The sequence below is a fragment of the Pseudomonas sp. LB3P58 genome, assembly GCF_054897895.1.
In genome coordinates this window covers 4,282,558-4,309,275 of record NZ_JBUBVE010000001.1, presented here as the reverse complement: position 1 = coordinate 4,309,275, position 26,718 = coordinate 4,282,558, and the positions used below count along the sequence as shown (strand labels likewise).

General features: G+C 58.4%; 26 protein-coding genes and 4 tRNA genes. 14 read left to right on the top strand and 16 right to left on the bottom strand.

Going from position 1 to position 26,718, the window contains the following annotated elements:
• Positions 1-8 precede the first annotated feature (8 nt).
• Entirely contained in the window at positions 9-770 is a 762-nt protein-coding gene (locus ACYZTZ_RS19990; protein ID WP_461999478.1) for a TenA family transcriptional regulator, read from the top strand.
• Positions 771-854: 84 nt separating this feature from the next.
• On the opposite strand, the gene sugE is transcribed toward ACYZTZ_RS19990, so the two are convergent.
• From sugE to rdgC, 3 genes are all read right to left on the bottom strand, one after another.
• On the bottom strand, positions 855-1,169 hold the full coding sequence (sugE, locus tag ACYZTZ_RS19985) for a quaternary ammonium compound efflux SMR transporter SugE (RefSeq protein WP_008151200.1): 315 nt from the start codon (positions 1,167-1,169) through the stop codon (positions 855-857).
• A 119-nt stretch (positions 1,170-1,288) separates the two neighbouring features.
• On the bottom strand, positions 1,289-2,254 hold the full coding sequence (locus tag ACYZTZ_RS19980; protein ID WP_056742477.1) for a bile acid:sodium symporter family protein: 966 nt from the start codon (positions 2,252-2,254) through the stop codon (positions 1,289-1,291).
• A 146-nt stretch (positions 2,255-2,400) separates the two neighbouring features.
• The gene (rdgC, locus tag ACYZTZ_RS19975) at positions 2,401-3,321 is read right to left on the bottom strand and encodes a recombination-associated protein RdgC (protein ID WP_046056543.1); all 921 of its coding nucleotides are present in this window, start codon (positions 3,319-3,321) and stop codon (positions 2,401-2,403) included.
• Positions 3,322-3,481: 160 nt separating this feature from the next.
• Here rdgC and ACYZTZ_RS19970 point away from each other — a divergent pair.
• The 4 genes from ACYZTZ_RS19970 to ACYZTZ_RS19955 all read left to right on the top strand — a co-directional run bounded on the left by ACYZTZ_RS19970 (position 3,482) and on the right by ACYZTZ_RS19955 (position 4,025).
• Positions 3,482-3,557 (top strand) — tRNA-Val (locus ACYZTZ_RS19970).
• 19 nt (positions 3,558-3,576) lie between these two features.
• Positions 3,577-3,653 (top strand) — tRNA-Asp (locus ACYZTZ_RS19965).
• Positions 3,654-3,853: 200 nt separating this feature from the next.
• Positions 3,854-3,929 (top strand) — tRNA-Val (locus ACYZTZ_RS19960).
• A 19-nt stretch (positions 3,930-3,948) separates the two neighbouring features.
• Positions 3,949-4,025: transfer RNA gene (locus ACYZTZ_RS19955), tRNA-Asp, on the top strand.
• A gap of 141 nt (positions 4,026-4,166) precedes the next feature.
• On the opposite strand, the gene ACYZTZ_RS19950 is transcribed toward ACYZTZ_RS19955, so the two are convergent.
• Together ACYZTZ_RS19950 and ACYZTZ_RS19945 are read right to left on the bottom strand one after the other, a co-directional pair.
• Entirely contained in the window at positions 4,167-5,300 is a 1,134-nt protein-coding gene (locus ACYZTZ_RS19950) for a catalase family protein (protein ID WP_461999477.1), read from the bottom strand.
• The gene (locus ACYZTZ_RS19945; protein ID WP_461999476.1) at positions 5,297-7,105 is read right to left on the bottom strand and encodes a di-heme-cytochrome C peroxidase; all 1,809 of its coding nucleotides are present in this window, start codon (positions 7,103-7,105) and stop codon (positions 5,297-5,299) included. The genes ACYZTZ_RS19950 and ACYZTZ_RS19945 overlap by 4 nt, the downstream gene beginning before the upstream one ends.
• A gap of 270 nt (positions 7,106-7,375) precedes the next feature.
• On the opposite strand from ACYZTZ_RS19945, the gene ACYZTZ_RS19940 reads away from it, so the two are divergent.
• From ACYZTZ_RS19940 to ACYZTZ_RS19920, 5 genes are all read left to right on the top strand, one after another.
• On the top strand, positions 7,376-8,092 hold the full coding sequence (locus tag ACYZTZ_RS19940; RefSeq protein WP_046056545.1) for an FKBP-type peptidyl-prolyl cis-trans isomerase: 717 nt from the start codon (positions 7,376-7,378) through the stop codon (positions 8,090-8,092).
• Between the two features lie 293 nt (positions 8,093-8,385).
• A complete protein-coding gene (locus ACYZTZ_RS19935; protein ID WP_056742472.1) occupies positions 8,386-8,841 on the top strand; it encodes a YkvA family protein in 456 nt (151 codons plus the stop codon).
• 113 nt (positions 8,842-8,954) lie between these two features.
• The gene (locus ACYZTZ_RS19930) at positions 8,955-9,296 is read left to right on the top strand and encodes a helix-turn-helix domain-containing protein (RefSeq protein WP_123369006.1); all 342 of its coding nucleotides are present in this window, start codon (positions 8,955-8,957) and stop codon (positions 9,294-9,296) included.
• Positions 9,293-9,664 (top strand): hypothetical protein, encoded by a 372-nt coding sequence (locus ACYZTZ_RS19925; protein ID WP_046049139.1) that lies wholly within the window; start codon positions 9,293-9,295, stop codon positions 9,662-9,664. The genes ACYZTZ_RS19930 and ACYZTZ_RS19925 overlap by 4 nt, the downstream gene beginning before the upstream one ends.
• Positions 9,665-10,084: an SEL1-like repeat protein gene (locus ACYZTZ_RS19920; protein WP_461999475.1), complete on the top strand. Its 420-nt coding sequence runs from the start codon at positions 9,665-9,667 to the stop codon at positions 10,082-10,084. It abuts the gene before it with no gap.
• A gap of 49 nt (positions 10,085-10,133) precedes the next feature.
• Here ACYZTZ_RS19920 and ACYZTZ_RS19915 read toward each other — a convergent pair whose 3' ends face one another.
• Complete coding sequence (locus tag ACYZTZ_RS19915) at positions 10,134-11,924, bottom strand: bifunctional diguanylate cyclase/phosphodiesterase (protein WP_461999474.1); 1,791 nt, start codon at positions 11,922-11,924, stop codon at positions 10,134-10,136.
• 164 nt (positions 11,925-12,088) lie between these two features.
• Complete coding sequence (locus ACYZTZ_RS19910) at positions 12,089-14,170, bottom strand: carboxy terminal-processing peptidase (RefSeq protein ID WP_177338863.1); 2,082 nt, start codon at positions 14,168-14,170, stop codon at positions 12,089-12,091.
• Positions 14,171-14,352: 182 nt separating this feature from the next.
• Here ACYZTZ_RS19910 and ACYZTZ_RS19905 point away from each other — a divergent pair, with 182 nt between their 5' ends.
• A complete protein-coding gene (locus ACYZTZ_RS19905; RefSeq protein ID WP_461999473.1) occupies positions 14,353-15,315 on the top strand; it encodes a zinc-binding dehydrogenase in 963 nt (320 codons plus the stop codon).
• A gap of 113 nt (positions 15,316-15,428) precedes the next feature.
• Here ACYZTZ_RS19905 and ACYZTZ_RS19900 read toward each other — a convergent pair whose 3' ends face one another.
• The 6 genes from ACYZTZ_RS19900 to ACYZTZ_RS19875 form a co-directional block, all read right to left on the bottom strand.
• On the bottom strand, positions 15,429-16,082 hold the full coding sequence (locus ACYZTZ_RS19900) for an HAD family hydrolase (RefSeq protein ID WP_461999472.1): 654 nt from the start codon (positions 16,080-16,082) through the stop codon (positions 15,429-15,431).
• 34 nt (positions 16,083-16,116) lie between these two features.
• Positions 16,117-17,106, bottom strand: coding sequence for an ABC transporter ATP-binding protein (locus ACYZTZ_RS19895; RefSeq protein WP_046049145.1), 990 nt, complete (start codon positions 17,104-17,106; stop codon positions 16,117-16,119).
• A complete protein-coding gene (locus ACYZTZ_RS19890) occupies positions 17,103-17,903 on the bottom strand; it encodes an ABC transporter permease (RefSeq protein ID WP_046049146.1) in 801 nt (266 codons plus the stop codon). The genes ACYZTZ_RS19895 and ACYZTZ_RS19890 overlap by 4 nt, the downstream gene beginning before the upstream one ends.
• On the bottom strand, positions 17,890-18,726 hold the full coding sequence (locus ACYZTZ_RS19885; RefSeq protein ID WP_162247448.1) for an ABC transporter permease: 837 nt from the start codon (positions 18,724-18,726) through the stop codon (positions 17,890-17,892). The genes ACYZTZ_RS19890 and ACYZTZ_RS19885 overlap by 14 nt, the downstream gene beginning before the upstream one ends.
• A gap of 5 nt (positions 18,727-18,731) precedes the next feature.
• Positions 18,732-19,538 carry an alkaline phosphatase family protein gene (locus ACYZTZ_RS19880; RefSeq protein ID WP_461999471.1) on the bottom strand — a complete coding sequence of 269 codons (807 nt, stop codon included), beginning with the start codon at positions 19,536-19,538 and terminating at the stop codon, positions 18,732-18,734.
• 176 nt (positions 19,539-19,714) lie between these two features.
• Entirely contained in the window at positions 19,715-20,785 is a 1,071-nt protein-coding gene (locus ACYZTZ_RS19875; RefSeq protein ID WP_046049149.1) for an ABC transporter substrate-binding protein, read from the bottom strand.
• A 349-nt stretch (positions 20,786-21,134) separates the two neighbouring features.
• Between ACYZTZ_RS19875 and ACYZTZ_RS19870 the strand changes: the two genes are divergently transcribed.
• The gene (locus tag ACYZTZ_RS19870; protein WP_008145862.1) at positions 21,135-21,848 is read left to right on the top strand and encodes a UTRA domain-containing protein; all 714 of its coding nucleotides are present in this window, start codon (positions 21,135-21,137) and stop codon (positions 21,846-21,848) included.
• A gap of 37 nt (positions 21,849-21,885) precedes the next feature.
• On the opposite strand, the gene ACYZTZ_RS19865 is transcribed toward ACYZTZ_RS19870, so the two are convergent.
• A complete protein-coding gene (locus tag ACYZTZ_RS19865; protein ID WP_461999470.1) occupies positions 21,886-22,653 on the bottom strand; it encodes a DODA-type extradiol aromatic ring-opening family dioxygenase in 768 nt (255 codons plus the stop codon).
• A 103-nt stretch (positions 22,654-22,756) separates the two neighbouring features.
• Between ACYZTZ_RS19865 and ACYZTZ_RS19860 the strand changes: the two genes are divergently transcribed.
• On the top strand, positions 22,757-23,413 hold the full coding sequence (locus ACYZTZ_RS19860; RefSeq protein ID WP_461999469.1) for a thiopurine S-methyltransferase: 657 nt from the start codon (positions 22,757-22,759) through the stop codon (positions 23,411-23,413).
• 170 nt (positions 23,414-23,583) lie between these two features.
• Here the strand turns inward: ACYZTZ_RS19860 and htpX are convergent, their stop codons facing one another.
• Both htpX and ACYZTZ_RS19850 read right to left on the bottom strand, forming a co-directional pair.
• Positions 23,584-24,471, bottom strand: coding sequence for a protease HtpX (gene htpX, locus ACYZTZ_RS19855; RefSeq protein WP_008145865.1), 888 nt, complete (start codon positions 24,469-24,471; stop codon positions 23,584-23,586).
• 316 nt (positions 24,472-24,787) lie between these two features.
• Entirely contained in the window at positions 24,788-25,999 is a 1,212-nt protein-coding gene (locus tag ACYZTZ_RS19850) for a pyridoxal phosphate-dependent aminotransferase (protein WP_462000691.1), read from the bottom strand.
• A gap of 226 nt (positions 26,000-26,225) precedes the next feature.
• Between ACYZTZ_RS19850 and msrB the strand changes: the two genes are divergently transcribed.
• Positions 26,226-26,621: a peptide-methionine (R)-S-oxide reductase MsrB gene (gene msrB / locus ACYZTZ_RS19845; RefSeq protein ID WP_309677132.1), complete on the top strand. Its 396-nt coding sequence runs from the start codon at positions 26,226-26,228 to the stop codon at positions 26,619-26,621.
• The last annotated feature ends 97 nt before the right edge of the window (positions 26,622-26,718 follow it).

The following is a 26,718-nucleotide window of genomic DNA, read 5'->3' as shown; positions in this document are numbered from 1 at the left end:
GACCACTCATGGATGCTGCAAGTTATCCCGCCTGGGCTCAACGCCTGATCCAGGATTGCAGCGAGAGCAAACGCCGGGTTGTCGAACACGAACTGTATAAGCGTCTGCGTGATAACAAACTCAGTGCAAAGACCATGCGTCAGTACCTGATTGGTGGCTGGCCGGTAGTCGAACAGTTCGCGTTATATATGGCACAGAACCTGAGCAAGACTCGTTTTGCCCGCCACCCAGGTGAAGACATGGCGCGTCGCTGGCTGATGCGTAACATACGCGTCGAATTGAACCATGCCGATTACTGGGTGCACTGGAGCCGTGCTCACGGTGTCAGCCTGGAAGATTTGCAAACGCAAAAGGTTGCCCCTGAACTTCACGCCTTGAGCCACTGGTGCTGGCACACCAGTTCGTCGGATTCGCTGATCGTTGCCATTGCCGCCACCAACTACGCCATTGAAGGTGCGACCGGGGAGTGGTCGGCGCTGGTCTGTTCCAGTGGCGTCTACGCGGCGTCGTTCCCGGAGGAAGATCGCAAGCGGGCCATGAAGTGGTTGAAGATGCATGCCCAGTACGACGATGCCCATCCGTGGGAAGCGCTGGAAATCATCTGCACGCTGGCTGGCATGAACCCAAGCAAATCCCTGCAAGTGGAATTGCGTCAGGCCGTCTGCAAGAGCTACGACTACATGTTCCTGTTCCTGGAGCGCTGCATGCAGCTTGAGCATGCGGAAAAGGCCCCGGTCGCGCGTGAGCGCAGGGAGCTGGCCGAAAGTTGATCCGTTAATCCACACCATTGAAAAAGCCCGCTCCCCTGTCTGTATCGAAAGGGGGGCGGGCTTTTTCGTAATGGCAGCAAACAGTCAGGCGCTGATCTTCAGTCCGACCAGCCCGGAAATGATCAACGCCACACTGGCGAGCCTGAACAGCGCCATGGATTCACCAAACAGAATGATCCCGGCGATCACCGTCCCGACTGCACCGACGCCCGTCCAGATCGCGTAGGCCGTGCCCAGCGGCAATTCCTTCATGGCAAGGCCCAGCAAGCCAAGGCTGATGGCCATGGCGGCAACGGTCAATGCGGTGGGGAGAGGGCGACTGAAGCCATCGGTGTATTTCAGGCCGACGGCCCAGCCAACTTCGAACAGGCCGGCGAAAAACAGAATGATCCAGGACATGAGAGACCTCCATCGATTGACGGGGTCGTCCCCAGATTAATGACTCGATCGAGCCGCGAGGTCGTCCTCGCGTTTTGCAATAGAGTGCCCATCATTAACCTGGGGATCAAGTTTTCGGATCAGTCGATAGCCTGCTGCGCCGCAGTTTCCCGATCTTCTTTCTCGCTCATCCGGCGGAAATAGGTCGAGAGCAGCGCCCCGGAGATGTTGTGCCAGACGCTGAACAACGCACTCGGCACCGCCGCCAGCGGCGAGAAGTGCGCACTGGCCAGCGCTGCACCCAGCCCGGAGTTCTGCATGCCGACTTCCAGCGCCAGGGATTTACGCTGGGCCAGTGGCAACTTGAACAGTCTCCCGGTGAAGTAACCCAGCAGATAGCCGAAGCTGTTGTGCAGCATCACTACGGCCATGATCAGCAGGCCGGATTCGGCAATCTTCGCCTGACTGGCGGCCACTACGGCTGTGACAATAATGACGATGCTGACCACCGAGATCAGCGGTAGAACCTCCACCGCGTGGCGAACCCGATCACCCAGCAGACGCTGGGCAACCACGCCAAGCACGATCGGCAACAGCACCACTTGCAGGATCGACCAGAACAGCTCCATGAACGACACCGGCAACCAGGCTGAGGCCAGCAGCCAGATCAGCGCAGGGGTCAGCAGCGGGGCGAGGAGGGTGGTGACAGCGGCGATGGCCACCGACAGCGCCAGATCGCCGCGGGCCAGCCAGGTCATCACGTTCGACGAGGTGCCGCTTGGGCAGCAGCCGACCAGGATGACGCCGACAGCGATCTCCGGCGGCAAGTGGAAAGCCTGGCAAAGCAACCACGCCACACCGGGCATGATCACGAAATGCGCAACCACGCCCAAGGCCACGCGCCATGGATGGCGAGCGACTTCGGCGAAGTCTTCAAGTTTGAGGGTCAGGCCCATGCCGAACATCACCAGCCCCAGCAGCGGCACGATCGCGCCTTTCAGACCGATGAACCAGGTCGGTTGCAGGAACGCCACGACGGCGAAAATCAGTACCCAGTAAGCGAAGGTGTTGCCGACAAAACGACTCAATGCAGCCAGTGCACGCATGGCCTGATCCTTATTCTTGAGTAACACCATAAAACCAATGTGGGAGCGAGCCTGCTCGCGAAAGCGGTCTGTCATTCAACAATGATGCTGACTGACATGACGCCTTCGCGAGCAGGCTCGCTCCCACAGTTTGAGATCACAAACTTTTAGATCCCCTGCGGAGTCTCTTCGCCGCCCAACGCTTCAACCAGTGCCGGCAGGAAGTCGCCGAAGGTCAGCATCATCAGGGTGAAGCTGGCGTCCAGTTGGCCGAGGGCTTCTTCGCCACCGTCCTGTTCCGCCTGGTCTTGCAGCAGGTCTTCGAACTTCAGGCGCTTGACCACCATCTTGTCGTCAAGAACGAAAGACAGCTTGTCTTGCCAGGCCAGCGATAGCTGAGTGACCACTTTGCCGGTGCTCAGGTGCAGCTGGATTTCTTCGCTGGTCAGGTCCTGGCGCTTGCAACGCACGATACCGCCGTCTTCGTGGGTATCACGCAGCTCGCACTCGTCCAGCACGAAGAAATCGTCCGCGGCTTTCTGGGTGGTGACCCATTCAGTCATGGTCGCGGTAGGGGACATCTTCACGGTCAGCGGACGTACCGGCAGCGTGCCGATGACTTCACGCAGGGTGGACAACAGGTCTTCGGCACGTTTCGGGCTGGCCGAGTTGACCAGGATCAGGCCCTGTTTCGGCGCGATGGCAGCGAAAGTCGACGAGCGACGAATAAAGGCGCGTGGCAGGAAGGCCTGGATGATTTCATCCTTGATCTGGTCGCGTTCCTTTTTGTAGACCTTGCGCATTTGCTCCGCTTCGATCTCTTCGACCTTTTCCTTCACCGCGTCACGCACGACGCTGCCCGGCAGAATGCGTTCTTCTTTACGGGCGGCGATCAGCAGGAAGTCGCCACTGATGTGCGCCAGCGGAGCATCTTCGCCCTTGCCGAATGGCGCGACGAAACCGTAGGTGGTCAACTCCTGGCTTGCACATGGACGCGCCAGTTTGGTGGCCAGTGCAGTTTCCAACGCCTCGGCATCAAAAGGCAGATCTTGGGTCAGGCGATAGATAAGCAGGTTTTTGAACCACATGGGGCGAGTCTCTCCTTTATACAAAGGGGGGCATTATTCTCTTCGCAGCGCCATAGGCCAACCCTTCTCTAAGCCTTTGGAAGGCCTGAAAAAATTAATTTAAAAAGTGCTTGCCAGAGATGTGGTCGCTCCGTAGAATGCGCGCCACACCGAAAGTGAAGGGTGATTAGCTCAGCTGGGAGAGCGTCTGCCTTACAAGCAGAATGTCGGCGGTTCGATCCCGTCATCACCCACCATTCGCTTCCAGTGTTACGCGCAGCGGTAGTTCAGTCGGTTAGAATACCGGCCTGTCACGCCGGGGGTCGCGGGTTCGAGTCCCGTCCGCTGCGCCATATTCGGTTATCTGGAACGCTGAACGCCAGGTCACCACGGAAAAGCCCGCTTAACGCGGGTTTTTTTCTGTCCAAAGTTTGTACGTTGTTCCTGCAGGTCGCGTCGTTTTATGGGTTTTCAGATTTTTTTGAAAAATTACTCAATTAAATCAACACTTTATGAAAATCTGTGGCACAATGCGCCCCGCAACGAAGGTAAAGGGTGATTAGCTCAGCTGGGAGAGCGTCTGCCTTACAAGCAGAATGTCGGCGGTTCGATCCCGTCATCACCCACCACTTACTTTCAACGCTACGCGCAGCGGTAGTTCAGTCGGTTAGAATACCGGCCTGTCACGCCGGGGGTCGCGGGTTCGAGTCCCGTCCGCTGCGCCATATTCGGTAACCTGGAACGCTGAACGCCAGGTCACCACAGAAAGCCCGCTTAATGCGGGCTTTTTGCTGTCTGGGGTTTGGCTTCTGCCGAGGCTCCACCGAGAAAGCGACCTTCGGGTCGCTTTCTTTCGTTTTGCCTTCTTATTGTTCGGCGTTGCGGCTGTGTCGGTAGTCGCTCACGGCTTCGTACACGGCTTTGCGCAACCGGTTGATGCCGCCAATGGGGCGATGAGCCTCAAGGCCAAACCACGGGTTGAACGACTGGTTATCGCATTGCACGTTCAGCGCAGGCGTATCGAAGTCCTGGGCGGGTACGTTGATCCGCGCCACGGTCTCGAACAGCGCATCGCTTTGCTGCCACTCAATGCTCGTGTCTTCGATCGGCATGTACTTGGCCGGGTCCTGGCGTTGTATCTGCAGGACGAAGCAGGCCGGCATCCGGTCGGTCGACAGTTGCTGGTTCAGCGCATTGCGCAGGAAGTTCGGCAACTTCTGGTTTTGCGCGGGCAAGCTGTAGGTCGGGCAGCTTGTCGGATCGGGCATGACGCGGAACTTGGCATTGGCTTCGCCGAATTTGTAGGGTGAAACCGAAAAGTAAGTCGTCTGGGTCGGGCTTTGCGGGGCGGGTGACAGTGTCGCCAGCGCGATAAACAGATGGCGAACCTGCCAGGTCCGCGGGTCCCAACCCGGAAAGAACGCCATCAGCTTCTTGCCGTCAGCCTGTGCGGCCACATTCTGACGATACTCGGCGACATTGCTGACAAAGAAATTCGGATGGCTGAACATCACGAAGTCCTGTTCACCACGACTCTGTTGGTCATGCAGCAGTTGTTTACCGGGCACATCGAGCAACTTGATCGCCATGCCCCGTGCATCGCGGATGCTGTCGAACTGCGGGTAGGCATTGCCGTTGGACAGCCGCATCGTCGCTTGCCAGGTTTTGCCGGGTTCGCTGAACACACCCTGACGCAGTTCGCCCGCCAGGTCCGGCAGCACCTGAACCTCGGCCTTCACGCAGCCATGGGCCTTGGCATGGGCGTCGCGCAGGTAGCGGATGCTTTCACGGTGCTGATCGACGATGCGCACGGCCGTCTGGATGATGTCTTGGGTCATCGCTGATTCGCCATCCGGAATCAGTTCTTCAGCCGAAACCGGGCCGCTGTGGTGCCAGGCGAACCACGCCGTGGCCAGCGCCCAGCCGAGCAATCCAAGACCCAGCGACCACAACAGGGTTTTGCCGAGAAAGGCGCCAAAACGCATCCAGAGTCTGCTCATGGCAATTGTGCCTCTAACGGACCGCCCAACACTTTCAGATACTCCAGCAGCGCCCAGCGCTCTTCTGGTTGCAGCAGGCGACCGATGACGCCGTTGCCACGCATGCCTGCCCGAAATTCGTGACCGCTGTTGTGATTGCCGGTGATGCGTGTGTCGAACATGAAGCCATTGGTGAAGGCCTCGGTGCGATAACCCAGGTGCCTGGGGTCGTACTCGAAAGTGCCCTTGTAGAAGGTGGTTGCGCGTTCATCCTGGGGCGAGAGCAACTGATAAATGCTCGGCACCGAACCGTTGTGCAGAAACGGTGCGGTGGCCCAGACTCCCGCCAATGGTCGCGCCTTGTAGGCGCGCAATTCGCGCACGCCAATCGGCAGGCCGAAGCCATCCATGTCCGGTCGTTCGGCCGCAGGAATGTTTGCTTCACGGAAGGCCCGGTTTCCGACGAAAGCGGTGACGTAGGCCAACCCTTTAGCCGATGAGAGCTTGCTCAAATCCAGCGGTTCGGTGGGCGTCGGCTGCAACTGCACATCCAGTCGCGCCAGCTCTGCCGGATCCCATTGCAAGGCTGTGAGGTCGAAGCGATGGTCGGCAATGTTATTGGCCGCGCCGGGGTCCGTGCCGATGAACTCCACGGGCAGCATTTTCAAATGTTGCGTCCAGCGCTCGTCGCTCTGGACCGATCGAGGTACATGGCAGCCGGCGCAGTTCTCAGTGAATAATTCGCGACCTTTTGCAGCCTGGGTTTTGTCGATGGCCCCCAGCAATTCTTCTGGCCAGGCCGGTGGTTTGAGCCGTTGCAGGGTTTGTTCGATCAGGTGCAGATCGCGCAAGCGGACACTGGACGGATAACGGGCGTCTCCTTTAAGCGGTTGGCCGTTAGCGTCGAAGAAATTCAGCGTGGCACCCACGCCCAAGGCCTCACCGATGTTGCGGGCCATCGGTTGCTGCGCCGAACCGTTCCACTGCACCCAGTCGAAGGTCCACATGTCCCACAGTTGCGGATAGTCGACCGGAGCGTTGGCTACACGGTAGTTGGCGGGGGAAATAGCATCGCCGAAACTGGCGTTGGCAATGCGCCCGAAAGCGTCGGTGCGGCCGGGGCCTTCTTCGGTGGGATAGAGCCCGCGATGGGTGTCGTTCCAGGCCACCTTCAAGAAGGTGTCGAGAGAGACTTTGAAATCTTTGCGCAGTTGTTGATGCCGGGCATCGTAGTCCTGGCCCAATACGTTGCGTGCGAAACGTTCGAATTTCCACGGGTTGTAGTAAGTCGACGTCAGACTCGCTACCAGCGCTTGTCCGAAACTGCCGCCGCGCAACGTAGGAACGCTGGATGGCAGAACGTGCTGAGCCGAACCGCCATCGATGCGCACGGCCTGGCCGTTAAAGCGCAGTTCGCCGGTGTGGCAGGCGGCGCAGGTAATGTCCAGAAACTCGTCCTGGCTTCCAGGGTTCTGATGACGGGCAAAGCCCACTGGCAGATTGCCGGGGTTGTTCGGCGTGGGTCTCTGGCTGGGGTCGATCAGAAAACCGAAGCGGGCGAGGTATTCGGGGGCGGCGAATCGCTGTTGCGAGAACGGTAATTCGAGGGCCTTGAACCAGTCATAGCGCAAGCCTTTGACCTGAGTGCCCTGGGGCGTGAAGTAGTAAGTCTCACGGTCGGCGGCGCTCCATTGCTCCAGGTAGTGCACCTGCTGCACGGGTGACCAGGCCGGCAGTTTAGGATTGGCAACGTAATACAGAACCACGGCGAGGCCCAGCCCCAGCAGAACTGCGAACAGAACCAGCAAGCGAAAGAAGAGGCGCAAGATAAACGTCCTTGTCGATTTGTAGCTCCCTTATGCCTTAGCAACCGGAGGTGCGGCAAGTGGCCATTACGCCAGATGCTGGGGGTTCTGCCATCGGTCTCTGTGGGCGCAAGATGACAGAAGCTTCATCAGCCCATTCCCGAAATGCGTTAAAACACCTGAACTTATCAGAAGTTTCCTGCTCTCATGCCGGTAGCCATTGGTCGTGGCCGCCTGATAAGCTCGCGGCTTTATTCGATTGCCCTTTAGGCGCATGAACAAGGAAATAGCATGAAACAGCATCGGTTGGCGGCGGCGGTGGCCCTGGTTAGCCTGGTACTTGCGGGTTGTGATTCGCAGACCAGCGTAGAGCTGAAAACCCCGGCGCAAAAAGCTTCCTACGGGATTGGCCTGAACATGGGCAAGAGCCTGGCTCAGGAAGGCATGGATGATCTGGACTCCAAAGCCGTAGCCCAAGGCATCGAAGATGCCGTCGGCAAGAAAGAACAGAAGCTGAAGGATGACGAACTGGTCGAAGCCTTCGCAGCACTGCAAAAGCGTGCTGAAGAGCGTATGGCCAAAATGAGCGAAGAGTCGGCAGCTGCCGGCAAGAAATTCCTCGAAGACAACGCCAAGAAAGCCGGTGTAACCACTACCGCTTCGGGCCTGCAGTATGAAGTGGTCAAGAAAGCCGATGGCGCACAGCCTAAGCCGACCGACGTAGTGACCGTTCACTACACCGGCACCCTGACCAACGGCACCGTTTTCGACAGTTCCGTCGAGCGTGGCAGCCCGATCGATCTGCCGGTCAGCGGTGTGATTCCGGGTTGGGTCGAAGGCCTGCAACTGATGCACGTTGGCGAGAAGTACAAACTGTACATCCCTAGCGAACTGGCTTACGGCGCCCAAAGCCCAAGTCCGGCGATTCCAGCCAACTCGGTGCTGGTATTCGATCTGGAACTGCTGGCAATCAAGGATCCAGCAAAACAAGACGCCGTTACCAAGTAATCAGCGTCTGCTCTAAAAACAACGCCTCGCTTATGCGGGGCGTTGTTGCATCTGGCGTTCAGCAACGGTAAACAAAGCGAACGGATGCTGTAGGCTGGAGTCATAGCCATTGAGGACGCCCGTGCTAGCCGCGCCAGAGCGCCAAGTCAATGAAATCTTGGGCTTTTTTATGTGAGTAAAAAACGCCCGATCTGAGTTGGGCCCTTATGAAACGGGGCTTTCAGCCGTGAAAAGCAGCTCTGTTCACAAGGTTATCCACAATTTGTGTGGATAACATTTCAGCGGGAGGAATAATGAAAACACCCTGGAATTTCGCTCGTTTCCTGCCTCTGGCCGGACGCTTGCTCGCGCGTGGACGTTTGCCGACCTTACTCTTCGCGGTAGCCAGCAAAGGTGCCAGCCAGGGTAACCGGCTGGGCAAGCTCAAGGATGATCTACGCCTGTTGCAGGCACTCTGCCTGGCTTACTGGCGCGGTGAGTATCGGGCCATCAGCCCCAAAGCCCTGATATCGGTCGTGGCAGGCCTGATGTACTTCCTCAGTCCGGTGGATGCCATTCCGGACTTCATTCCAGTGTTCGGCATGCTGGATGACATTGCGGTGCTGGCCTGGCTGATGAAAGTTCTCGACGATGAACTCAACGCCTTCCGCGCCTGGCGCAAGCGTCAGTTGCCGGAAAAGCTTGCAGTGGTTGAACGCCTGCCCGATACCCCGGAACAACTTCAACTTCAGGGTCCGAAAAAAAACTGAACTGATTCAGTCTCATCCATAGATTGATACCCCCGCGACCTTGGCCGCTGTTAGGATTACACTTCTAGGGAAAAGTGCCGACTCGCTAAGTGTTGTTGTCCTACGGGGTAGTCATGGATATTCAGATAATTACACGCGAAGGAGAGCCCGAGTATGCGGTTCTGCCATGGGCTCAGTATCAGGCTCTACTAAAAGCAGCAGGCATCAATGAACAACCGCCGCGGGTCGCCCCAGAGCGTCACGCGGCAACACCAGACCAGATTCTTCCGGGTCTGGATCAACTACGCAGTTTGCGCGAAGGGAAGGGCATCGCCATCGAGGCGTTGGCCCGCACGGTAGGCATCAGCCCGTCTTATCTGGCCTTGATCGAAAGTGGCGAGCGTCTACCCGACGCTGCGATTCGCCGCAGCCTGGCCTGGGAACTGACGGTGCCAGGGTGGAGGGATGAATCGTGAGCGTACGCATCAGTCGTCAACATTGGGACGGGTTGCTGGGCGAACTGGATCAGGCGCGCCGTCAGCGACATCTTTTGACCTATCGGGCGCTGCTGGAACGTTTGCAATTGCCGACGCCGGCCATGCTAACCCTCACGGCGGCCCTGGAGCATCTGGCCGCGCTGGACGCCAAGGCCGAGCAGCCACTGCGCAGTTCGCTGGTGATCAGCCAGGGCGCCAGTCGCCTGCCGCGTACCGGGTTCTTTGAGTGTGTCGAGCGTCTGGGGCGTTTCTCCGGGCCGTCCGATGGGGTGGCCGCAGCGTCCTGGCATGCCTCGGAAGTGGTGCGGGTGTTCGAGTACGAATACCCCGAATCGGCAGAGGCCTGAGTGTTTTTAAAACTCAAGGCGCGGGCCAGCTACTGGCTGGCTCGCCGCTTGTTTCACTGGTCATGGTTTGTGCGCCAACCGCGTGGCTGGAGCTGGCTCGAAGGCCAGTTCGCACGCATGGCGAACCTGGGAGATGTCGGCGCCCAGAGCTTCTATGGCCACATCCTGACCTTTCGCGGCGTCGGCCTTGGGGCTCGTGAGGAAGGTGTGCGATTGCTGCGCCTGGCGGCGTTGGCGGGGGATGGCAAGGCGGCGTATCAAGTTGGCGTGATCAGTCTCGCCGGAACGCCGAGCAAGGCGCCGGATGCGGTTGAAGCTGCGCGGTTTTGGGAGATTGCTGCGAAGGCTGGGCATCCGCTGGCCGAGCTTAAACTGAAAGAGTTGGCGTCTCGCGGTTCCGAGGCTCCGCCCTCAATCTGAGTTGAATGATCGTTCCCGCGCAGAGCGTGGGAACGATCAGGATCAGCAATCACCGCTGCCCGACGAGCAATTCTTCTTCGGCTTCAGGCACCGCCAGACTATCAATCACATGCAGGCTATACCCCGGCACATTCTTCGCGTGATGCTTGGCCTGCGATGCCATCTCCGCCAACTGGCTTGCATCGAGTTGTCCACAGGCCTGTGGATGTAAATGCACCACGCCGATCGACAGTGACAACAATGCAAACTCCTGCCGCACGCCCTGACGGTTTGGAGCAATGAAGCAGCCGGCTTCCAGATGTTCGCTGCGATAAAAGCGTCGGCATTGGCTCTGGAAGTCATCCAGCAACTGGTTCAAGCGTTTGCGCCAGTCTTCCGGGCCGAGCACCAGCAGGAAGTCATCGCCGCCGATATGGCCGACAAAGTCGCGGGAAGGGTCTACGCGATCATTCAGGCATTGCGCCAGGCACAGCAGGACTTCGTCCCCACGGCCGTAGCCGTAGATGTCGTTGAAGGGTTTGAAACTGTCGATGTCCACGTAGCAGATCACCGATTCCCGTTGCTGTTGCAGCAGTCGCGTCAGGCATTGCTGGATCGGCACGTTGCCCGGTAGCAGGGTCAGCGGGTTGGCATAGCGGGCTTGCTGGATCTTCAGTTCGGTAATCAGTTTGAGTACGTCGATCACTCGGCCCAATCCCAGGTAACCGCCGTTGAGAGTGATGATGAAGTCTTCTTCGATGCGCTGCCGCGCGCGGCTGGTGATCAGGCGACTCACTTGTTGCAACGACTGGCTCATCTCAACGGCGAGGAAGTCATCACTCATTAAACGGCTGATCGGCTTGCGGGCGAACAGGTCGGTGGCAAAAGGCTTGAGCAGTGCATCGGAGAGCGAATGCCGGTGGACGATGCCACAGGGCTGGCCTTGCTCGTCGAGCACCGCCAGGGAGTTCAGGTTGGCCTGGCGGCGAAAGGCTTCCAGGACGGTGGCGGTCGGGGTATCGCGACCCACTGCCGGTTGGTCGTTGAGCAGTGCGCTGAGGTCGCTGCCTTCATCGTTCAGCGCCAAGGCGGAGCTGTCGTGTTTGGGCATCAGGGCTCGGGCATCACGAGGTGGCTGTTCCTGGGGGCGGCAGAGCAGATAACCCTGAACCAGATCGACGCCCATCTCGGTCAACACGGCGAGTTCTTCCGGTAACTCGATACCTTCTGCGATCACTTGTGCCCGTGAGGCCTTGGCGATTTGCAGGATCGAGCCGACGAATTCGCGCTTGAGGGCGTCCTGGTGAATGCCGTCGATGAAGTGTCGATCAATCTTCACGTAGTCCGGACGCAATTCAGACCACAGCCGCAAACTCGAATAGCCTGCGCCCAGATCATCCAGAGCAATGGAAAACCCCATCGCTCGATAGTGATGCAGAGCAGTTTGCAGCAGCTCGAAATCGTCGGTCGGGGTTTGTTCAGTCAGTTCGATCACCACCTGACTCGGCGGTATGCCGAAATCCTGCAGCAGTTGCAGGGTGCGACCGGGTTGGTGGGCGGCTTCGAGCAGGGATTCAGGGGAAACGTTGAGGAACAGTTTGCCGGGCAGTTGCTGCTCATTGAAGCGTCGGCAGGCGCTTTGACGGCAAGCGATTTCCAGCTCGCTCAGGCGGCCGGCCTGACGGGCGACGGCGAACAGTGCGAGGGGGGAGTGCAGCGGACTGTTGGAGGGGCCGCGACTGAGGGCTTCGTAACCGACAATGCGTCGCTCAGAGAGGGAAATGATCGGCTGGAACAAGCTGTGCAAACCGCTTTGAGCCAGTATGGAACTCAAGGCACTCAGCTGTTCTGTGGTGGTCATGGCTTTCTCTGGCGATAAAAAAAGGACTGGGAGCACTCTCTTGGATAAAGAGGGGCTCCCAGTCCTTTATTTCACGACAGAATGATGACTGTATGATGACGCTCCGGAGAGCGTCAGCATTAAATTGCCATCATCTTGCTTGTAACAACCTTGCTCGTAACAACCTAGTGCTTGGCTACCGCGGTATTGAGTTTCAGGTAGTCCAACAGAATCCGCCCGGTCTCGCTCAGGTAGGCATCGTCTTCTGGTTTGGTCTTGTCTGGCTCGGCCGCGATCGCGTCTTCGTCTTCTTTCTTCAGCTCTTTGAGCGGCTCTTCACCCTTGGCCTTGCGACGGATGTTTTCCATGGCCAGTTGCTTGGCTTCGATATCGGCGTGTTGTGCACGACGATCGGCTTCATTGAGGCTGACGGTTTTTTCCGCCATCAGTTTCTGCGCCAGGGCCAGTTTGTCACGGATGAACACGAACTCCGCGTCTTTGGCCGAGCGTAGGTCATGCTCGGATTTAAGCTGCGAAATGTATGGCTTGAACGGGTCGACCGCAGGCTTGATGGCCGCGCGGATGGTGTCCCACGGCATGGCCTCAGGCAGTGCGCTTTCGCCGATTTCCTTGGTGTCGATGATCGACGGGTAATCGATGTCTGGCAGTACGCCCTGATGCTGGGTGCTCTGGCCGGAAACCCGGTAGAACTTGGCCAGGGTCAGTTTCAGTTCGCCATGGTTCAGCGGCTGAATGGTCTGCACGGTGCCTTTACCGAAGGTCTGGCCGCCGATGATCAACGCGCGGTGATAGTCCTGCATGGCGCCGGCAAAAATCTCCGAAGCCGAGGCAGACAAGCGGTTGACCAGCAGCGCCATCGGCCCTTTGTAGAAGGCACCCGGGTTTTCATCTTCCAGCACATCGACCCGGCCATCGGCATTACGCACGAGAACGGTCGGACCTTTGTCGATGAACAGGCTGGTCAGCTCGGTGGCTTCCTGCAGGGAACCGCCGCCGTTGTTGCGCAGATCGATGACCACGCCGTCGACCTTGTCTTTCTGCAACTCGGTCAGCAGTTTCTTGACGTCGCGAGTGGTGCTCTTGTAGTCCGGATCGCCAGCACGGAAAGCCTTGAAGTCCAGGTAGAAGGCCGGGATCTCGATGACGCCGAGCTTGTAGTCCTTGCCGTCCTGTTTCAGGTTGAGGACCGACTTCTTCACCGCCTGGTCTTCAAGCTTCACCGCTTCGCGGGTGATCGGGACGATCTTGCTGGTCTGGTCGTTCGGCGCATTGCTGGCCGGGATCACTTCCAGGCGCACCACGGTGCCTTTCGGCCCACGGATCAACTTGACCACTTCGTCCAGGCGCCAGCCGACCACGTCGACCATCTCTTTGTTGCCCTGGGCAACGCCGATGATCTTGTCGGCCGGTGCGACGAGTTTGGTCTTGTCGGCCGGGCCTGCAGGCACCAGACGCACGACTTTCACCTGGTCGTTGTCGCTCTGCAACACGGCGCCGATGCCCTCGAGGGACAGGCTCATGTTGATGTCGAAGTTCTCCGCATTATCCGGCGACAGATAGTTGGTGTGCGGGTCGTAGGACATGGCGAAGGTATTGATGTACGCCTGGAAGATGTCTTCCGGACGGGTCTGGTCCAGGCGCGTCAATTGATTCTTGTAGCGCTTGGTCAGGGTTTCCTGAATCTGCTTGGGCTCTTTGCCGGCGATCTTCATCCGCAGCACTTCGTCCTTGACGCGTTTGCGCCACAGCTCGTCGAGTTCTGCGGTGGACTTGAGCCAAGGGGCGTCCTTGCGATCGATCAGCAAGGTTTCCTTGGTGGTGAAGTCGATCTTGTCGACGCCTTTGTTCAACTCGGCAAGGGCGAAGTCCAGACGCGCTTTGACGCGGTCCAGGTAGCGCTTGTAGATAGTGAACCCGGCATTCAGGTCGCCGCTTTTGAGGAAGTCATCAAACTGGGTTTTCCACTTGTCGAATTCGGCAATGTCGCTGGCCATGAAGTAGCTGCGCGACGGGTCCAGCAGCTTGAGATAGCTGTCATAGATGATCACGGAGCGCGCGTCATCGAGCGGCGGCTTGCTGTAGTGATGGCGCTTGAGCAACTCGACGACGTTCAGGCTGGCGATCACTTCGTCACGATCAGGCTGAAGCTTGTCCCAGCTATTGGCTGCAAACGAATTGGTCGACATCGGCAACAGACCGATACCAATGAATAGGGCTAGGGCGGTGCTGGGGAAAAAATGCTTCATGCTGATTCGACGCGGGGACAATTGATCACGCATATTAGGCCGTCTTTGAAGTCGCCGGTACCACTAGGCTCTGTACGAAAACTGCCTGCTAGGTTTCGTATAGGCCCCAGGGCCGGTCGCATAATGCAAGAAAGCCCGGCGCTACAGCTACGGGCTCAGTCCAGACTCACTATGGAGGCACTGTGAAAGCATTGCAAGGCGTTGAAGGTCGAGTGGAGTGGCTTGAAGAGCCCAGTCCTACATGCGATGTAGGACAAGTTCGGATTCGAGTGGCGGCTGCGGGTCTCAATCGCGCCGATTTGTTACAGAAGGCGGGTCTTTATCCGCCACCGCCGGGAGCCAGCCAGGTACTGGGTCTTGAGTGTTCGGGGGTCATCAGCGAGGTGGGGCCGGGCTCGTCCTGGCACGTCGGGGATCGGGTTTGCGCCTTGCTGGCCGGGGGCGGGATGGCCGAGGAGGTAGTTGTCGACGGACGGCATGTGTTGCCGGTTCCCGAAGGTTTGTCCCTGGCTGAGGCCGCAGCGCTGCCAGAAGTGTATGCGACCGTTTGGCTGAATTTGTTTCAACTGGCTGCGCTCAAGCCGGGTGAGAAAGTTCTGCTGCACGCCGGAGCAAGTGGAATCGGTTCAGCTGCCATTCAGCTGTGCAAGGCGTTTGGTAACCCGTGCTGGGTCAGCGTCGGTTCCGCCGAGCGTTTGGCTTACTGCGAAGCGCTGGGAGCCCAAGGTGGGGTCGTGCGCAACGGGGATCTGGACAGCTTGAGCGACCTGGGGCCATTCGATGTGATTCTCGACCCGGTGGGCGGCAACTACGCCGCGCTGAATCTGAAACTGATGGCGCGCGATGGCCGTTGGGTGCTGATCGGCCTGATGGGCGGTCGTGAGGCGCAGCTGGATCTGGCGCAGGTACTGGCCAAGCGCGTGCAGCTGCTGGGTTCGACCTTGCGCAGTCGCGACGAGCAGTTCAAGGCGGATCTGTTCAGCGATCTCAGCCAACACGTCTGGCCGTTGTTTGCTGAAGGACGTTTGAGTCCGCAATTGGCCAAGACCTTCCCGATCAAGGACGCCGAAGCGGCGTTTGCGGAGTTGGCGACTAATAAAGTGTCGGGAAAGTTGGTGTTGGTGATCGACGAAAGCCTGACCTGAAATCGGGTTGGCTGCCAAAAGATCGCAGCCTCGCTTCGCTCGACAGCTCCTACAGGTGTAAGTAATTCATTTGTAGGAGCTGTCGAGCGAAGCGAGGCTGCGATCTTTTGCTTTTACTTCCAGATATGGATTGGCCAGCCGGCCTTTTCGGCGTGTTCAAGCAGCACCGGATCCGGGTTTACCACGTGTGGGAAATCCACCTTCAGCAGCAACGGCAAATCATTGCGTGAGTCGGAGTAGAAACTGGCTCCCTCGAGGTTTTCCTCTTCCGCATCCAGCCACTCCAGCAAGCGCGTGATCTTGCCTTCGCGGTAGGTCAGCGTGCCCACCGTGTTGCCGCTATACACCCCATGCGTCACTTCCAGCTCGATGCCGAGAATCTCGTCGATGCCCAAGCGATCGGCAATCGGCCTGACCAGGTGCGTGCCCGACGCCGAAATCACCAAAATCCGATCACCGGCCTTGCGATGGGCCGCAATGGCTTTGGTGGCGTCACTGAAAATGATCGGCTCGATGAAGTCTTCCACCCAAGGCCCTACCAAATGGTCGACCTCTTCCGGCGTGCGCCCGATCATCGGCTCCAGACTGAAAGTCATGTACTCCTCCATCCGCAGCTTGCCGTGGCTGTAGGCGTCCATCAGTTCGTTGTTCTGACGCATGAACGACTCGGGATCGACCCAACCCAGGCGGCCCATTTGCTCGCTCCAGAGGGTGGCGCAGTCGCCGTGGATCAGGGTTTCATCCAGATCAAAAATTGCCAGGGCCATCAGTGCGGTTCTCTCTTCAACATCAGCAAAGTCATCAGGCTACCTCACACAAGGCCGTTGGATCGATGGAAAGCGCCAGACGCTGACCATCGGGATGCAGATCGGCCGCCGAGCGGTTCAGCACATCCACCACCAATTCCACGCCCCGGGCTTCGACCCGGTAGCGAATCACGTTGCCCAACAGGCTGTGGCTGCGGATTTGCGCGTCGAGTTCGCCGTTGAGGCTCAGCTCGATGGCTTCCGGGCGAATCGCGATGCGGTGGGTAATCGGTCGCTGCAGCAGTTTGGTGGCGCTGTCGGCGTCCAGCAGGTTGTAGTTGCCGATGAAACCAGCGGCAAAATAGTCGATGGGTGCAGTGTAAAGGGTCTGGGCGTCACCGCTTTGTACGATCTTTCCCTGATTCATCAAGAAAATCCGGTCGGACATGGTCAGGGCTTCTTCCTGATCGTGAGTGACGAAGATCGTGGTCAAGCCGAGTTCACGCTGGATCTGACGGATCTGTTCGCGCAGGTGCTTGCGAATCCGCGCATCGAGGGCCGACAGCGGTTCATCCAGCAACAACAGGCGAGGCCGGGTCACCAACGAGCGGGCGAGGGCGACTCGCTGGCATTGGCCGCCAGACAGTTGATGCGGATAACGCGCGGCGAAGTCGTTGAGTTCCACCAGTTTCAGTACTTCGGCAACACGCTTATGGCTGTCGTCGGCGTTGACCTTCTGCATGCGCAAACCAAAGGCGACGTTCTGCTCAACCGTCATGTTGGGAAACAGCGCGTAGCTCTGGAACACCATGCCGATCCCGCGTTTCTGCGGGCTCAACGGCACGAGGTCGACGCCATCGAGCAGGATTTTGCCGCCATCCACCGAGGTCAGCCCGGCGATGCAGCGAAGCAGTGTGGACTTGCCGCAACCGGACGGGCCGAGGAGGGTGACGAACTCGCCCTTCTGGATTTCACAGTTGATGTCGCTGAACACCGTGGTGCCCGCGTAGCTTTTCAGTAGGTGTTGGACGCTGACGAAGCTCATTGGCTTTTGTCCTTGTTCAAAATATTGGCAGCCCAGGTCAGAACCAGCACAAAGAAGAAATAGGAAATCACCAGCGCACTGGTGAAGTGGCCGCTGCTGTTGCGCATGTTGTTGAGGTAGACCTGCAGGGTTTCGTAGCGGGTGCCGACGAGGATGTTGGCGAACACGAACTCACCGAACAGGAACGAGAACGACAGCAGCAACGCCACCATCAAACCTTTGCGCAAGTTTGGCAGCACCACCAGGAACGCCGCTTGCCAGGTGCTGGCACCGAGCAGCTGGGCGGAGTCCATCAGGTCGCGCAGGTTGATCGCCTGCAGGTTGTTGGTGATTGCCCGGTACATGAACGGCAGCGCCACGGTGAAGTAGCAACCGATCAGAATCCACGGCGTCCCGACCATCGCGAACGGCCCGGAACCGTAGAGCTGCAGCAGCCCCACCGACGACACCACCGGCGGCACCGCGAAGGGCAACAGGATCAGGATGTTCATCAGCGCATCGAGTTTCGGGAAGTGGTAATGCACCACAAACAGCAGCGGCAGAATCAGCACCACCGACAGAATCAGCGAGCCGACGCAGACCAGCAGCGATTGGCCGAACGAATGGAGAAATCGCGGATCGCTCCACAGCTCCACGTACCATTTAACGGTGAAGCCGCTGGGCAGAATGGTCGCCGACCAACTGCTGGCGATCGAGTAGATCAGCGTCCCGAGCAACGGCAGCAACAGTATGCCAAACAGCAAATACACCACCACCCGGTGGTAGATGCCGACGGGGCCCAGTTCAGCGCGAGACATGGTAGCTCCTCTTCAACAGCAGCTGATGCACGATGGTCACCAGGGTCATCAACGCCACCAGCACCACAGCCAGGGCACTGGCGAGGTTCGGGTCAAGGGAAATGTCGCCGGAAACCATCGCCGCAATGCGGATTGTCAGCACGTTGAAGTTGCCGGTGGTCAGGGCGTACACCGTGGCGTACGCGCCCAGGGCGTTGGCCAGCAGGATCACGAAGGTGCCGAGTAGCGCCGGGGTCAGCACGGGCAAACCGATGTACCGCCAGTATTGCCAGCCGTTGGCGCCGAGCAGCGCGGCGGATTCACGCCAGTCTTCGCGCAGGGCATCAAAGGCCGGGTAGAGCAGTAACACGCCGAGCGGAATCTGGAAGTAGGTGTAGAGAATGATCAGCCCGGTTTTCGAATACAGGTTGAAGTCCTGAATGATCCCGGCCTGCTTGAGCATGATGGTGAAGCTGCCGTTGAAACCCAGCAGAATGATGAACGCGAAGGCCAAAGGCACGCCGGCAAAGTTGCTGGTCATGTTGGCGAAGGCGTTGACGAAGTTGCGCAGTTTCGAGTCGACCCGGCGCAGGGAGTAGGCGCCGAGCACCGCGATGATGATCCCGAACACGCTGGACCAGAAGCTGATCTCGAGGCTGAACTGGATTGCTTGCAGATAGAACTTCGAATTGAAAATCCTGGTGAAGTTGGCGATGCCCCAGCCGAACTCTTCCGATTGCAGGCTGTTGATCATCACCCAGGACAGCGGGGCGATCTGGAACACGATAAAGAACAGTGCGAAAGGCACCAGGCACAAGGCTGCCAGCCATTTGCCGCGCGTCATGGTGTTCACTTGAGCAGCTCCCGGCACACAGGTTTGTTGTGGGCTACACCCAGCAGTTCGCAGACGGTGCCGCAGATTTCAGTCTGTTTCGGTGCGGCGTTGGCATTGAAGCTGAAAGCGTCGCCGAGGACGAACAGCGGTACTTCGCGCTCTTCCTGCAGCAGGCCGTTGTGGGAGCGGTCGTTGTTCATGCCATGGTCGGCGGTCACCAGCACCTGATACCCGGCGTCAAGCCAGGTGTGCAGGTAGTCGGCCAGAATAATGTCGGCCGAGCGGGCGCTGTTGCGGTATTGCGGGGTGTCGAGGCCGTGCTTGTGCCCGGCGTCGTCGATGTTCATGGGGTGGACCAGTAAAAAGTTCGGCGCATGACGCAGGCGCAGGTTTTCGGCGTCGGCGAACAAGTGCGAGTCCGGGTAGTGATCGCTCCAGTAGAAATGACCGTGCTGGATTGGCAGGTCCGGGGCGTCGGTGTGACGATCCCGCGCGGCAATAAACGGCGAACGGTTATACAGCTCGCTGACCCAGTGATAGGCCGCGGCGGCGGTTACAAGGCCGGCATCGCTGGCGTAGTGATAGATGCTGCGCTGGTTGGACAGGCGCGAGACGTTGTTGTGAACGATGCCACTGTCGATCGGCGTGACGCCGGTCAGGATGCACTCGTAAAGCGGTCGAGACAGGGCCGGCAGTTCGCACTCCAGTTTGTAGAGCGCCGCGCGTCCTGCGCCGACGTAAGCCTGCAGGTGCCCCATGGCGTGACGGGCGACCTCGTAATTGAGGCCGTCGAGCACGACAAGGATGACGTTGTGCTTCATAGGGCGATGACTCCGCAAACAGATGATTCAAGAACGTAACGAATCCCCTGTGGGAGCGAGCTTGCTCGCGATGAGGGACTGTCAGTCAACATAAATGTTGAATGTCGGATCGCTATCGCGAGCAAGCTCGCTCCCACATTGGATCTCCATCAGATCTCCAAATGGGATCTACCGCATTACTGCTTCATATTGACGATGACTTCTTCCTGCCATTTCTGAGGAAGGGCTTTGGAGGTCTTTTCCCATGCGTCGGCGTCTTTGATCGGCGTGACCTTTTTGTACTGCTCGTTAGGCAGCAGTTGGGCCTGAACCTCAGGCGGCAGAGTCAGATGCTCGGCGCGGATCGGACGGGCGTTACCGCGTGCCAGATTGGTCTGGCCGGCGTCGCTGAAGATGTATTCGCGGGCCAGTTTGGCGGCATTCGGGTGCTTGGCGTACTTGTTGATGATGGTGGTGTAACCGGAGATCACCGAGCCATCGGATGGAATCAGCACGGTGTAGTCATCCGGGTTGACCATTTTGGCCTTGTAGCTCAGACCGTTGAAGTCCCAGACCACACCGACTTCGATTTCACCCTTTTCCATGGTCGCAATTGTCGGGTTGGCCATCGACAGGCGGCCTTGCTTGGCGATCTCGGAAAACAGATCCAGCGCCGGCTGTAGGTTTTTCTCATTGCCGCCGTTGGCAAGCGCGGCAGCCAGAACGCCGTTGGCCGCTTGGGCCGCGGTGCTCACATCACCGATGGACACTTTGTATTTGCCGTCCTTGAGGTCAGCCCATTTGGTCGGAGCGTCGGAGCCGTGCAGCAACTTTTTGTTGACGATGAACGCGATGGTGCCGGTGTAGGCGAGCGCCCAGTTGCCGTCCTTATCCTTTGCCCAGCTCGGGATCTGATCCCAGGTGCTTGGCTTGTAAGGTTGTACAACGCCTTGCTTCACCGAGATCGGACCGAACGCGGCACCGACATCACCGATATCGGCAGTGGCGTTGTCTTTTTCAGCGGCGAACTTGGCGATTTCCTGGGCCGAGCTCATATCGGTGTCGATGTGTTTCAGGCCGTAGTTCTTGGCCAGGTCATCCCAGGTGCCTTTCCAGTTGGCCCAGTTGTCGGGCATGCCGACGCTGTTGACCTCACCTTCCGCTTTCGCCGCGGCTTCCAGGGTTTTCAAATCGGTATCAGCCGCCATCGCGGCGGTGCACATGGCAATGGTCGAGCCTAACAGTGAGGCCAGGAAAAGCTGTTTCATCCGAAGCTCCTTTGGGCGTTTTCAACGCTGCGATTGCGGTTGTGTTGGTCTAGGTCAGCAATACCTGAGCCAATTTAGGCGCCTCTGATGACATTTTGATGTCGACGACTGGTCGGCCTATATTTTTTGAGCTGCAATGCTCAGGCTTCGGAGTAAGCGTAGACCATGGCTAATAGGCTGATATAAAAGGACTTGGCCGTGAAATTGCAGGCGTCTGGATCAACCGTTCGGCGGCTTTGTCATCTGTCAGTCATGTGCAGTGCCTAGGCTTGTCGGGAGTTGAGGGAATCGATTTGAATCGCGGTTCCGCCCCGAAACAGTGCTGGTCTAGTCCAGATAGGTAACGTTGATGCGCATCGAGACAACCAAAGCGGTGACAGCCATCGGGCAGGTTCTGCAGGAACAGCTCGACCATGGCCTGTTGGCGCCCGGGAGCAAACTGCCGGCCGAGCGCAAGCTCAGTGAGTTGTTCGGTACCACCCGGATCACCGTGCGTGAAGCGTTGTTGCAGCTGGAAGCCCAGGGGCAGATCTATCGGGAGGAGCGCCGTGGCTGGTTCGTGTCGCCACCGCGCCTGGCCTATAACCTGATGCAGCGCAGTCACTTTCACGCGATGGTCAGTGCACAGGGGCGGGTGCCGTCCACCGAGGTGATTTCAGCGCGGTTGCAACCGGCGTCGGCAGCGGTCTGTGCCTGGTTGCAGTTGCCGGCGTTGTCCAGCGTGATTCAAATTTGCCGGGCACGGCGGATTGATGAGCGGCTGGTGTTGTATGTGGAGCACTATTTGAATCCGCAGTTTTTTCCGGGGATTCTGGATTTCGATTTGAATCAGTCGATTACCGAGCTGTATGCGCGGCATTACGACTTGCACTATGGGCGGGTGCGTTTCGAGATTGTGCCGACGGCGTTGTCGGTGGATGCGGCGGCGGCTTTACGGGTGTCGGTGGGGAGTCCGGGCTTGCGCATCGCTCGGGTCAATTACGATCAACATGAGCGGTTGATCGATTGTGATCTGGAGTTTTGGCGGCACGATGCGATTCATGTCGGGGTCGATGTGGTCTGAGCCTGGCCGCCACAGGTTGAGCGCTTGTACGGCGACATTATCCGAAGCGGTAAATGTCCATGCCCAAGGCTCCCATGGTGAATCCCTTGTGGGTCACGCTGAAGTTGCCTCCGGCGCCGCGGGCAAAATACAAAGGCAGCAAATGTTCATCGCTTGGATGGTTGCGCACGGCATTCGGTGCTTGCTGACGGTAATCGTGCAACGCGGTTTCGTCGTTGGCAGCGAGTTTTTCGATCATCCAGTCACGAAATGCCTGGGCCCAGGGTTCGACGCTTTCCGGGCCGGCGTGCCAATCCAGTTCACGCAGGTTGTGGGTGATGCTCCCGGAACCGATCAGCAGCACGCCGTGTTCGCGCAGACTGGCCAGGGCATGACCGACGCGGGTCTGCAGGGCCGGGCCGCCGCGGGTGGGCAGCGAGACTTGCACCACGGGGATGTCGGCTTGTGGATACATCAATGACAAGGGCACCCAGACACCATGGTCGAACGGCCGTTCGGCGTCGATGCGTGCGGGCAGGCCATCGCTCTTCAGCAGTTCGACAACCTCTGCGGCCAATTGTGGATTGCCGGGCGCCGGGTATTGCACGTCGAACAACGCCTGCGGAAAGCCGCCGAAGTCATGCCAGGTTTCAGGCTGGGGATTGCCGCTGACGAGCAACTCATTGCTTTCCCAATGCGCAGATACAATTACGATGGCGTTGGGTTTCGGCAATTCTGCAGCCAGGCGAGCGAGGGCGGGCCCGCTGGCGCCCGGTTCCAGTGCCAACATGGGCGAGCCATGGGATATGTACAGGCTGGGGAACATGAATGAGCTCCTGAGGGGTAAGATGGCATCATCTTCAGTCAGATCATTGATCTAAATCTAATATAAGTTTTAGGGTCTTTTGATCGAATTTTCGGGATTAATTATGCAGCCGGAGTTTTGGCACAAGCGGTGGACGTCGAATCAGATCGGCTTTCACCTGCCGGAAGTGAATCCATATCTGCAACGGTACTGGCCGCAGCTGGGCCTGGAAGAGGGCGCGCGCGTACTGGTGCCGCTATGTGGCAAAAGCCTGGATCTGCTGTGGCTGGCGAAATGCGGTCACGAGGTGCTGGGCGTCGAGTTGTCGGAAAAAGCGGTGGAAGACTTTTTCCACGAGCATCAATTTGACCCGGACGTTAGCGACCAAGGCCCCTTCACCGTCTATCGGGCGGGCTCGATCGAGATCTGGTGTGGTGATTTCTTCGCGTTGACGGCCGGCGATGTCGCCGATTGCAGTGCGCTGTACGACCGCGCTGCGTTGATCGCCTTGCCACCGAAGATGCGCGAGCAATACGCCGAGCATCTGAAGCGGATTGTGCCGAAGGATTCGCTGGGGCTGCTGATTACCCTGGATTACGACCAGGCACAAATGGAGGGGCCGCCCTTTGCAGTGCTGGATGACGAAGTGCAACAGTTGTTCGGTGCTTCGTGGGAGTTGAAGATTCTGGAGGACCAGGACGTTCTGGGCGAAAGCTGGAAGTTCCTGGAAAATGGTGTTACGCGGCTTGAAGAGCGGGTGTACCGGGTTTCTACTCGGTAATTGATGTTGTTTGTGCTGGCCTCTTCGCGAGCAGGCTCGCTCCCACATTGGAATGCATTCCCCTGTGGGAGCGAGCCTGCTCGCGATGGGGCCCGAATGAACACCACAAAAATCAGCAGACAAAAAAAGGCCCGCATCACTGCGGGCCTTTTCTTTTAGTGCGGAACCTCTCAGCCCCGACGACGCAGTGCGTCAATACGCTCTTCCAGCGGCGGGTGGCTCATGAACATGCGGGCGAACCCCTGTTTGATGCCACCGTTGATGCCGAAAGCCGTCAGGGTGTCCGGCATGTGCACCGGCAGCCCCTGTTCGGCACGCAGGCGTTGCAGGGCGCCGATCATTGCGGCGGTACCGGCCAGACGTGCACCGGCTTCGTCTGCACGGAATTCGCGTTTACGCGAGAACCACATGACGATGGCGCTGGCCAGAATGCCCAGGACCAGTTCGGCGAAGATGGTTGCCACGTAGTAGGCGATGCCCTGGCCTTCTTCGTTCTTGAAGATCACCTTGTCGACAAAATTGCCGATGATCCGTGCGAAGAACATCACGAAGGTGTTCACCACGCCCTGGACCAATGCCAGGGTGACCATGTCGCCATTGGCTACGTGGCCGATTTCGTGGGCGAGAACGGCCTTCACTTCATCTGGCGAGAAACGCTCGAGCAGCCCTTGGCTGACCGCGACCAACGCGTCGTTCTTGTTCCAGCCGGTGGCAAAGGCGTTCGCCTCGTAGGCCGGGAAAATACCGACTTCGGGCATCTTGATCCCGGCTTCCCGGGACAATTGCTCGACGGTTTGCAGCAGCCATTGCTCGTGACGTGTGCGCGGCTGGCTGATGATTTGGGTGCTGGTGCTCATCTTCGCCATCCATTTGGAGATGAACAGCGAGAACAGCGAACCGGCGAAACCAAAGACCGCACAGAAAATCAGCAGCTGATTGAGGTTGAGATCAACCCCGTTGGCCGCCATGAACCCGTTGAAGCCGAAAAGGCTCAGGGTGATGCTGGCAATCAGCACGACCGCCAGGTTAGTGGCCAAAAACAGCAGGATGCGCATCATGGTTGTAGAAATCTCCTCATGCTAAAGATGTAGCGTACTGCGGGGTATATAAGGTGCTGACCCGGGCTATTCAACCAGGTGACTATTTCAAACTGTGTCCTACGGCAACAGTCTAGCTGTTTGAAGGGCATTTCCGACGTCGATGCGGGAAGCGTTTGTCAGCCAATTAGCGTCATAGACCCCGCCGTTGTTAGACGCGAGCACTCAACGAGTCATCAGTCAGCGATTGAAGCAGCGATGTTCGGCAGGACGCAAAGAAATGTTGCTGAATCGATCACCGTGCGACTTGCGTAAGCGTCGCACGGTGACAGGCAGGTTACTGGCGATAGGTCTTGAGGAAGTTGCCGATACGTCCGATGGCCATGTCCAGGTCGTCCAGGCGTGGCAGGGTCACCACACGGAAGTGGTCCGGCCATGGCCAGTTGAAGGCGGTGCCTTGAACCACCAGCAGCTTCTCCGACAGCAGCAGGTCGAGCACGAATTTCTCGTCGTTATGGATCGGGCAGACTTTCGGGTCGATCCGTGGGAACGCATACAGCGCGCCCATTGGCTTGACGCAGCTCACGCCGGGAATGTCGTTGAGCAGTTCCCAGGTGCGATTGCGCTGTTCCAACAGTCGTCCGTTGGGCAATACCAGATCATTGATGCTCTGGTAGCCGCCGAGGGCGGTCTGTATCGCATGCTGGCTCGGCACGTTGGCACACAGACGCATGTTGGCCAGCATGTCGATGCCTTCGATGTAGCTCTGGGCGTGGTGTTTCGGGCCGGAAATGGCGATCCAGCCGGAACGGAAACCCGCCACGCGATAAGACTTGGACAGGCCGTTGAACGTCAGGCACAGCAGGTCTGGCGCCAGGGAAGCCGTGCAGATGTGCACGGCATCGTCGTACAGAATCTTGTCGTAGATTTCGTCGGAAAAAACCACCAGGTCGTGCTGACGGGCGAGTTCCAGCATGCCCAGCAGGACTTCTTTCGAATACACCGCACCGGTCGGGTTGTTCGGGTTGATGATCACCAGCGCTTTGGTGTTCGGGGTGATCTTGGCCTTGATGTCGGCCAGATCCGGCCACCAGTTGGCCTGCTCGTCGCACAGGTAATGCACCGGGTTGCCGCCCGACAGGCTCACCGCGGCGGTCCACAGCGGGTAGTCCGGAGCCGGCACCAGCACTTCGTCGCCGTTGTTGAGCAGGGCCTGCATCGACATCACGATCAGCTCGGAAACGCCGTTGCCCAAATAGATGTCTTCAATGCCGACGCCTTCTACCTGCTTTTGCTGGTAGTACTGCATCACGGCCTTGCGGGCGCTGAACAGGCCTTTGGAATCGCTGTAGCCCTGAGCAGTCGGCAGGTTACGGATGACGTCCTGAAGGATTTCATCCGGTGCTTCGAAACCAAAAGGCGCCGGGTTGCCAATGTTCAGCTTGAGGATGCGATGGCCTTCCTCTTCCAGGCGTTTGGCGTGCTTGAGCACTGGGCCGCGAATGTCGTAGCAGACGTTGGCGAGCTTGTTCGATTTGCTGACCTGCATGGCGATGTGTTCCCGAAAATGAACGATCCAGGCGGCGTATGAACGACCGTGCTGGGAATCCTGCGTATTCACACAGGCCTGGCGCCTTGAGAGGCAGCACCCATAAATCCGTTTGAATGCGCGTGGTCTGGCTGCCAGACTGGCGTTTGACGAGGCGCAATCATACGTGCCGCCCGATCCGTGGAAAAGGTACAGATCGGGCTTTTTCAGCTGCTGAGGTGTGATGATGGAAAAGTTGGAAAAAACCCTGGAAGAATGGCGGGCGATGCTCGATCCGGAGCAGTACAACGTTTGCCGCCTCAAAGGCACCGAACGGCCGTTCTCCGGCAAATACAACGACAGCAAGGTCGATGGTGTTTACCACTGCATCTGCTGCAACGAGCCGCTGTTCGACTCCAAGACCAAATTCGACTCCGGCTGCGGCTGGCCGAGCTTCTATGCACCGATCGGTGACAGCGCCATGGTCGAGATCCGTGACGTCAGCCACGGCATGATCCGCACCGAAGTGGTCTGTGCCAAATGCGATGCGCACCTGGGACACGTGTTCCCGGACGGCCCGCCGCCGACCGGCCTGCGTTATTGCATCAACTCGGTGTGCCTGGACCTGGTACCCCGCGGGTAATAAGCCAATGGGCGATCCGATGATCGCCCTTCGGATATTTAAATTGCACGCAATTCAATTGCTCGCTATGTTTGTCCCATCTTCCCTCATTCAGAGT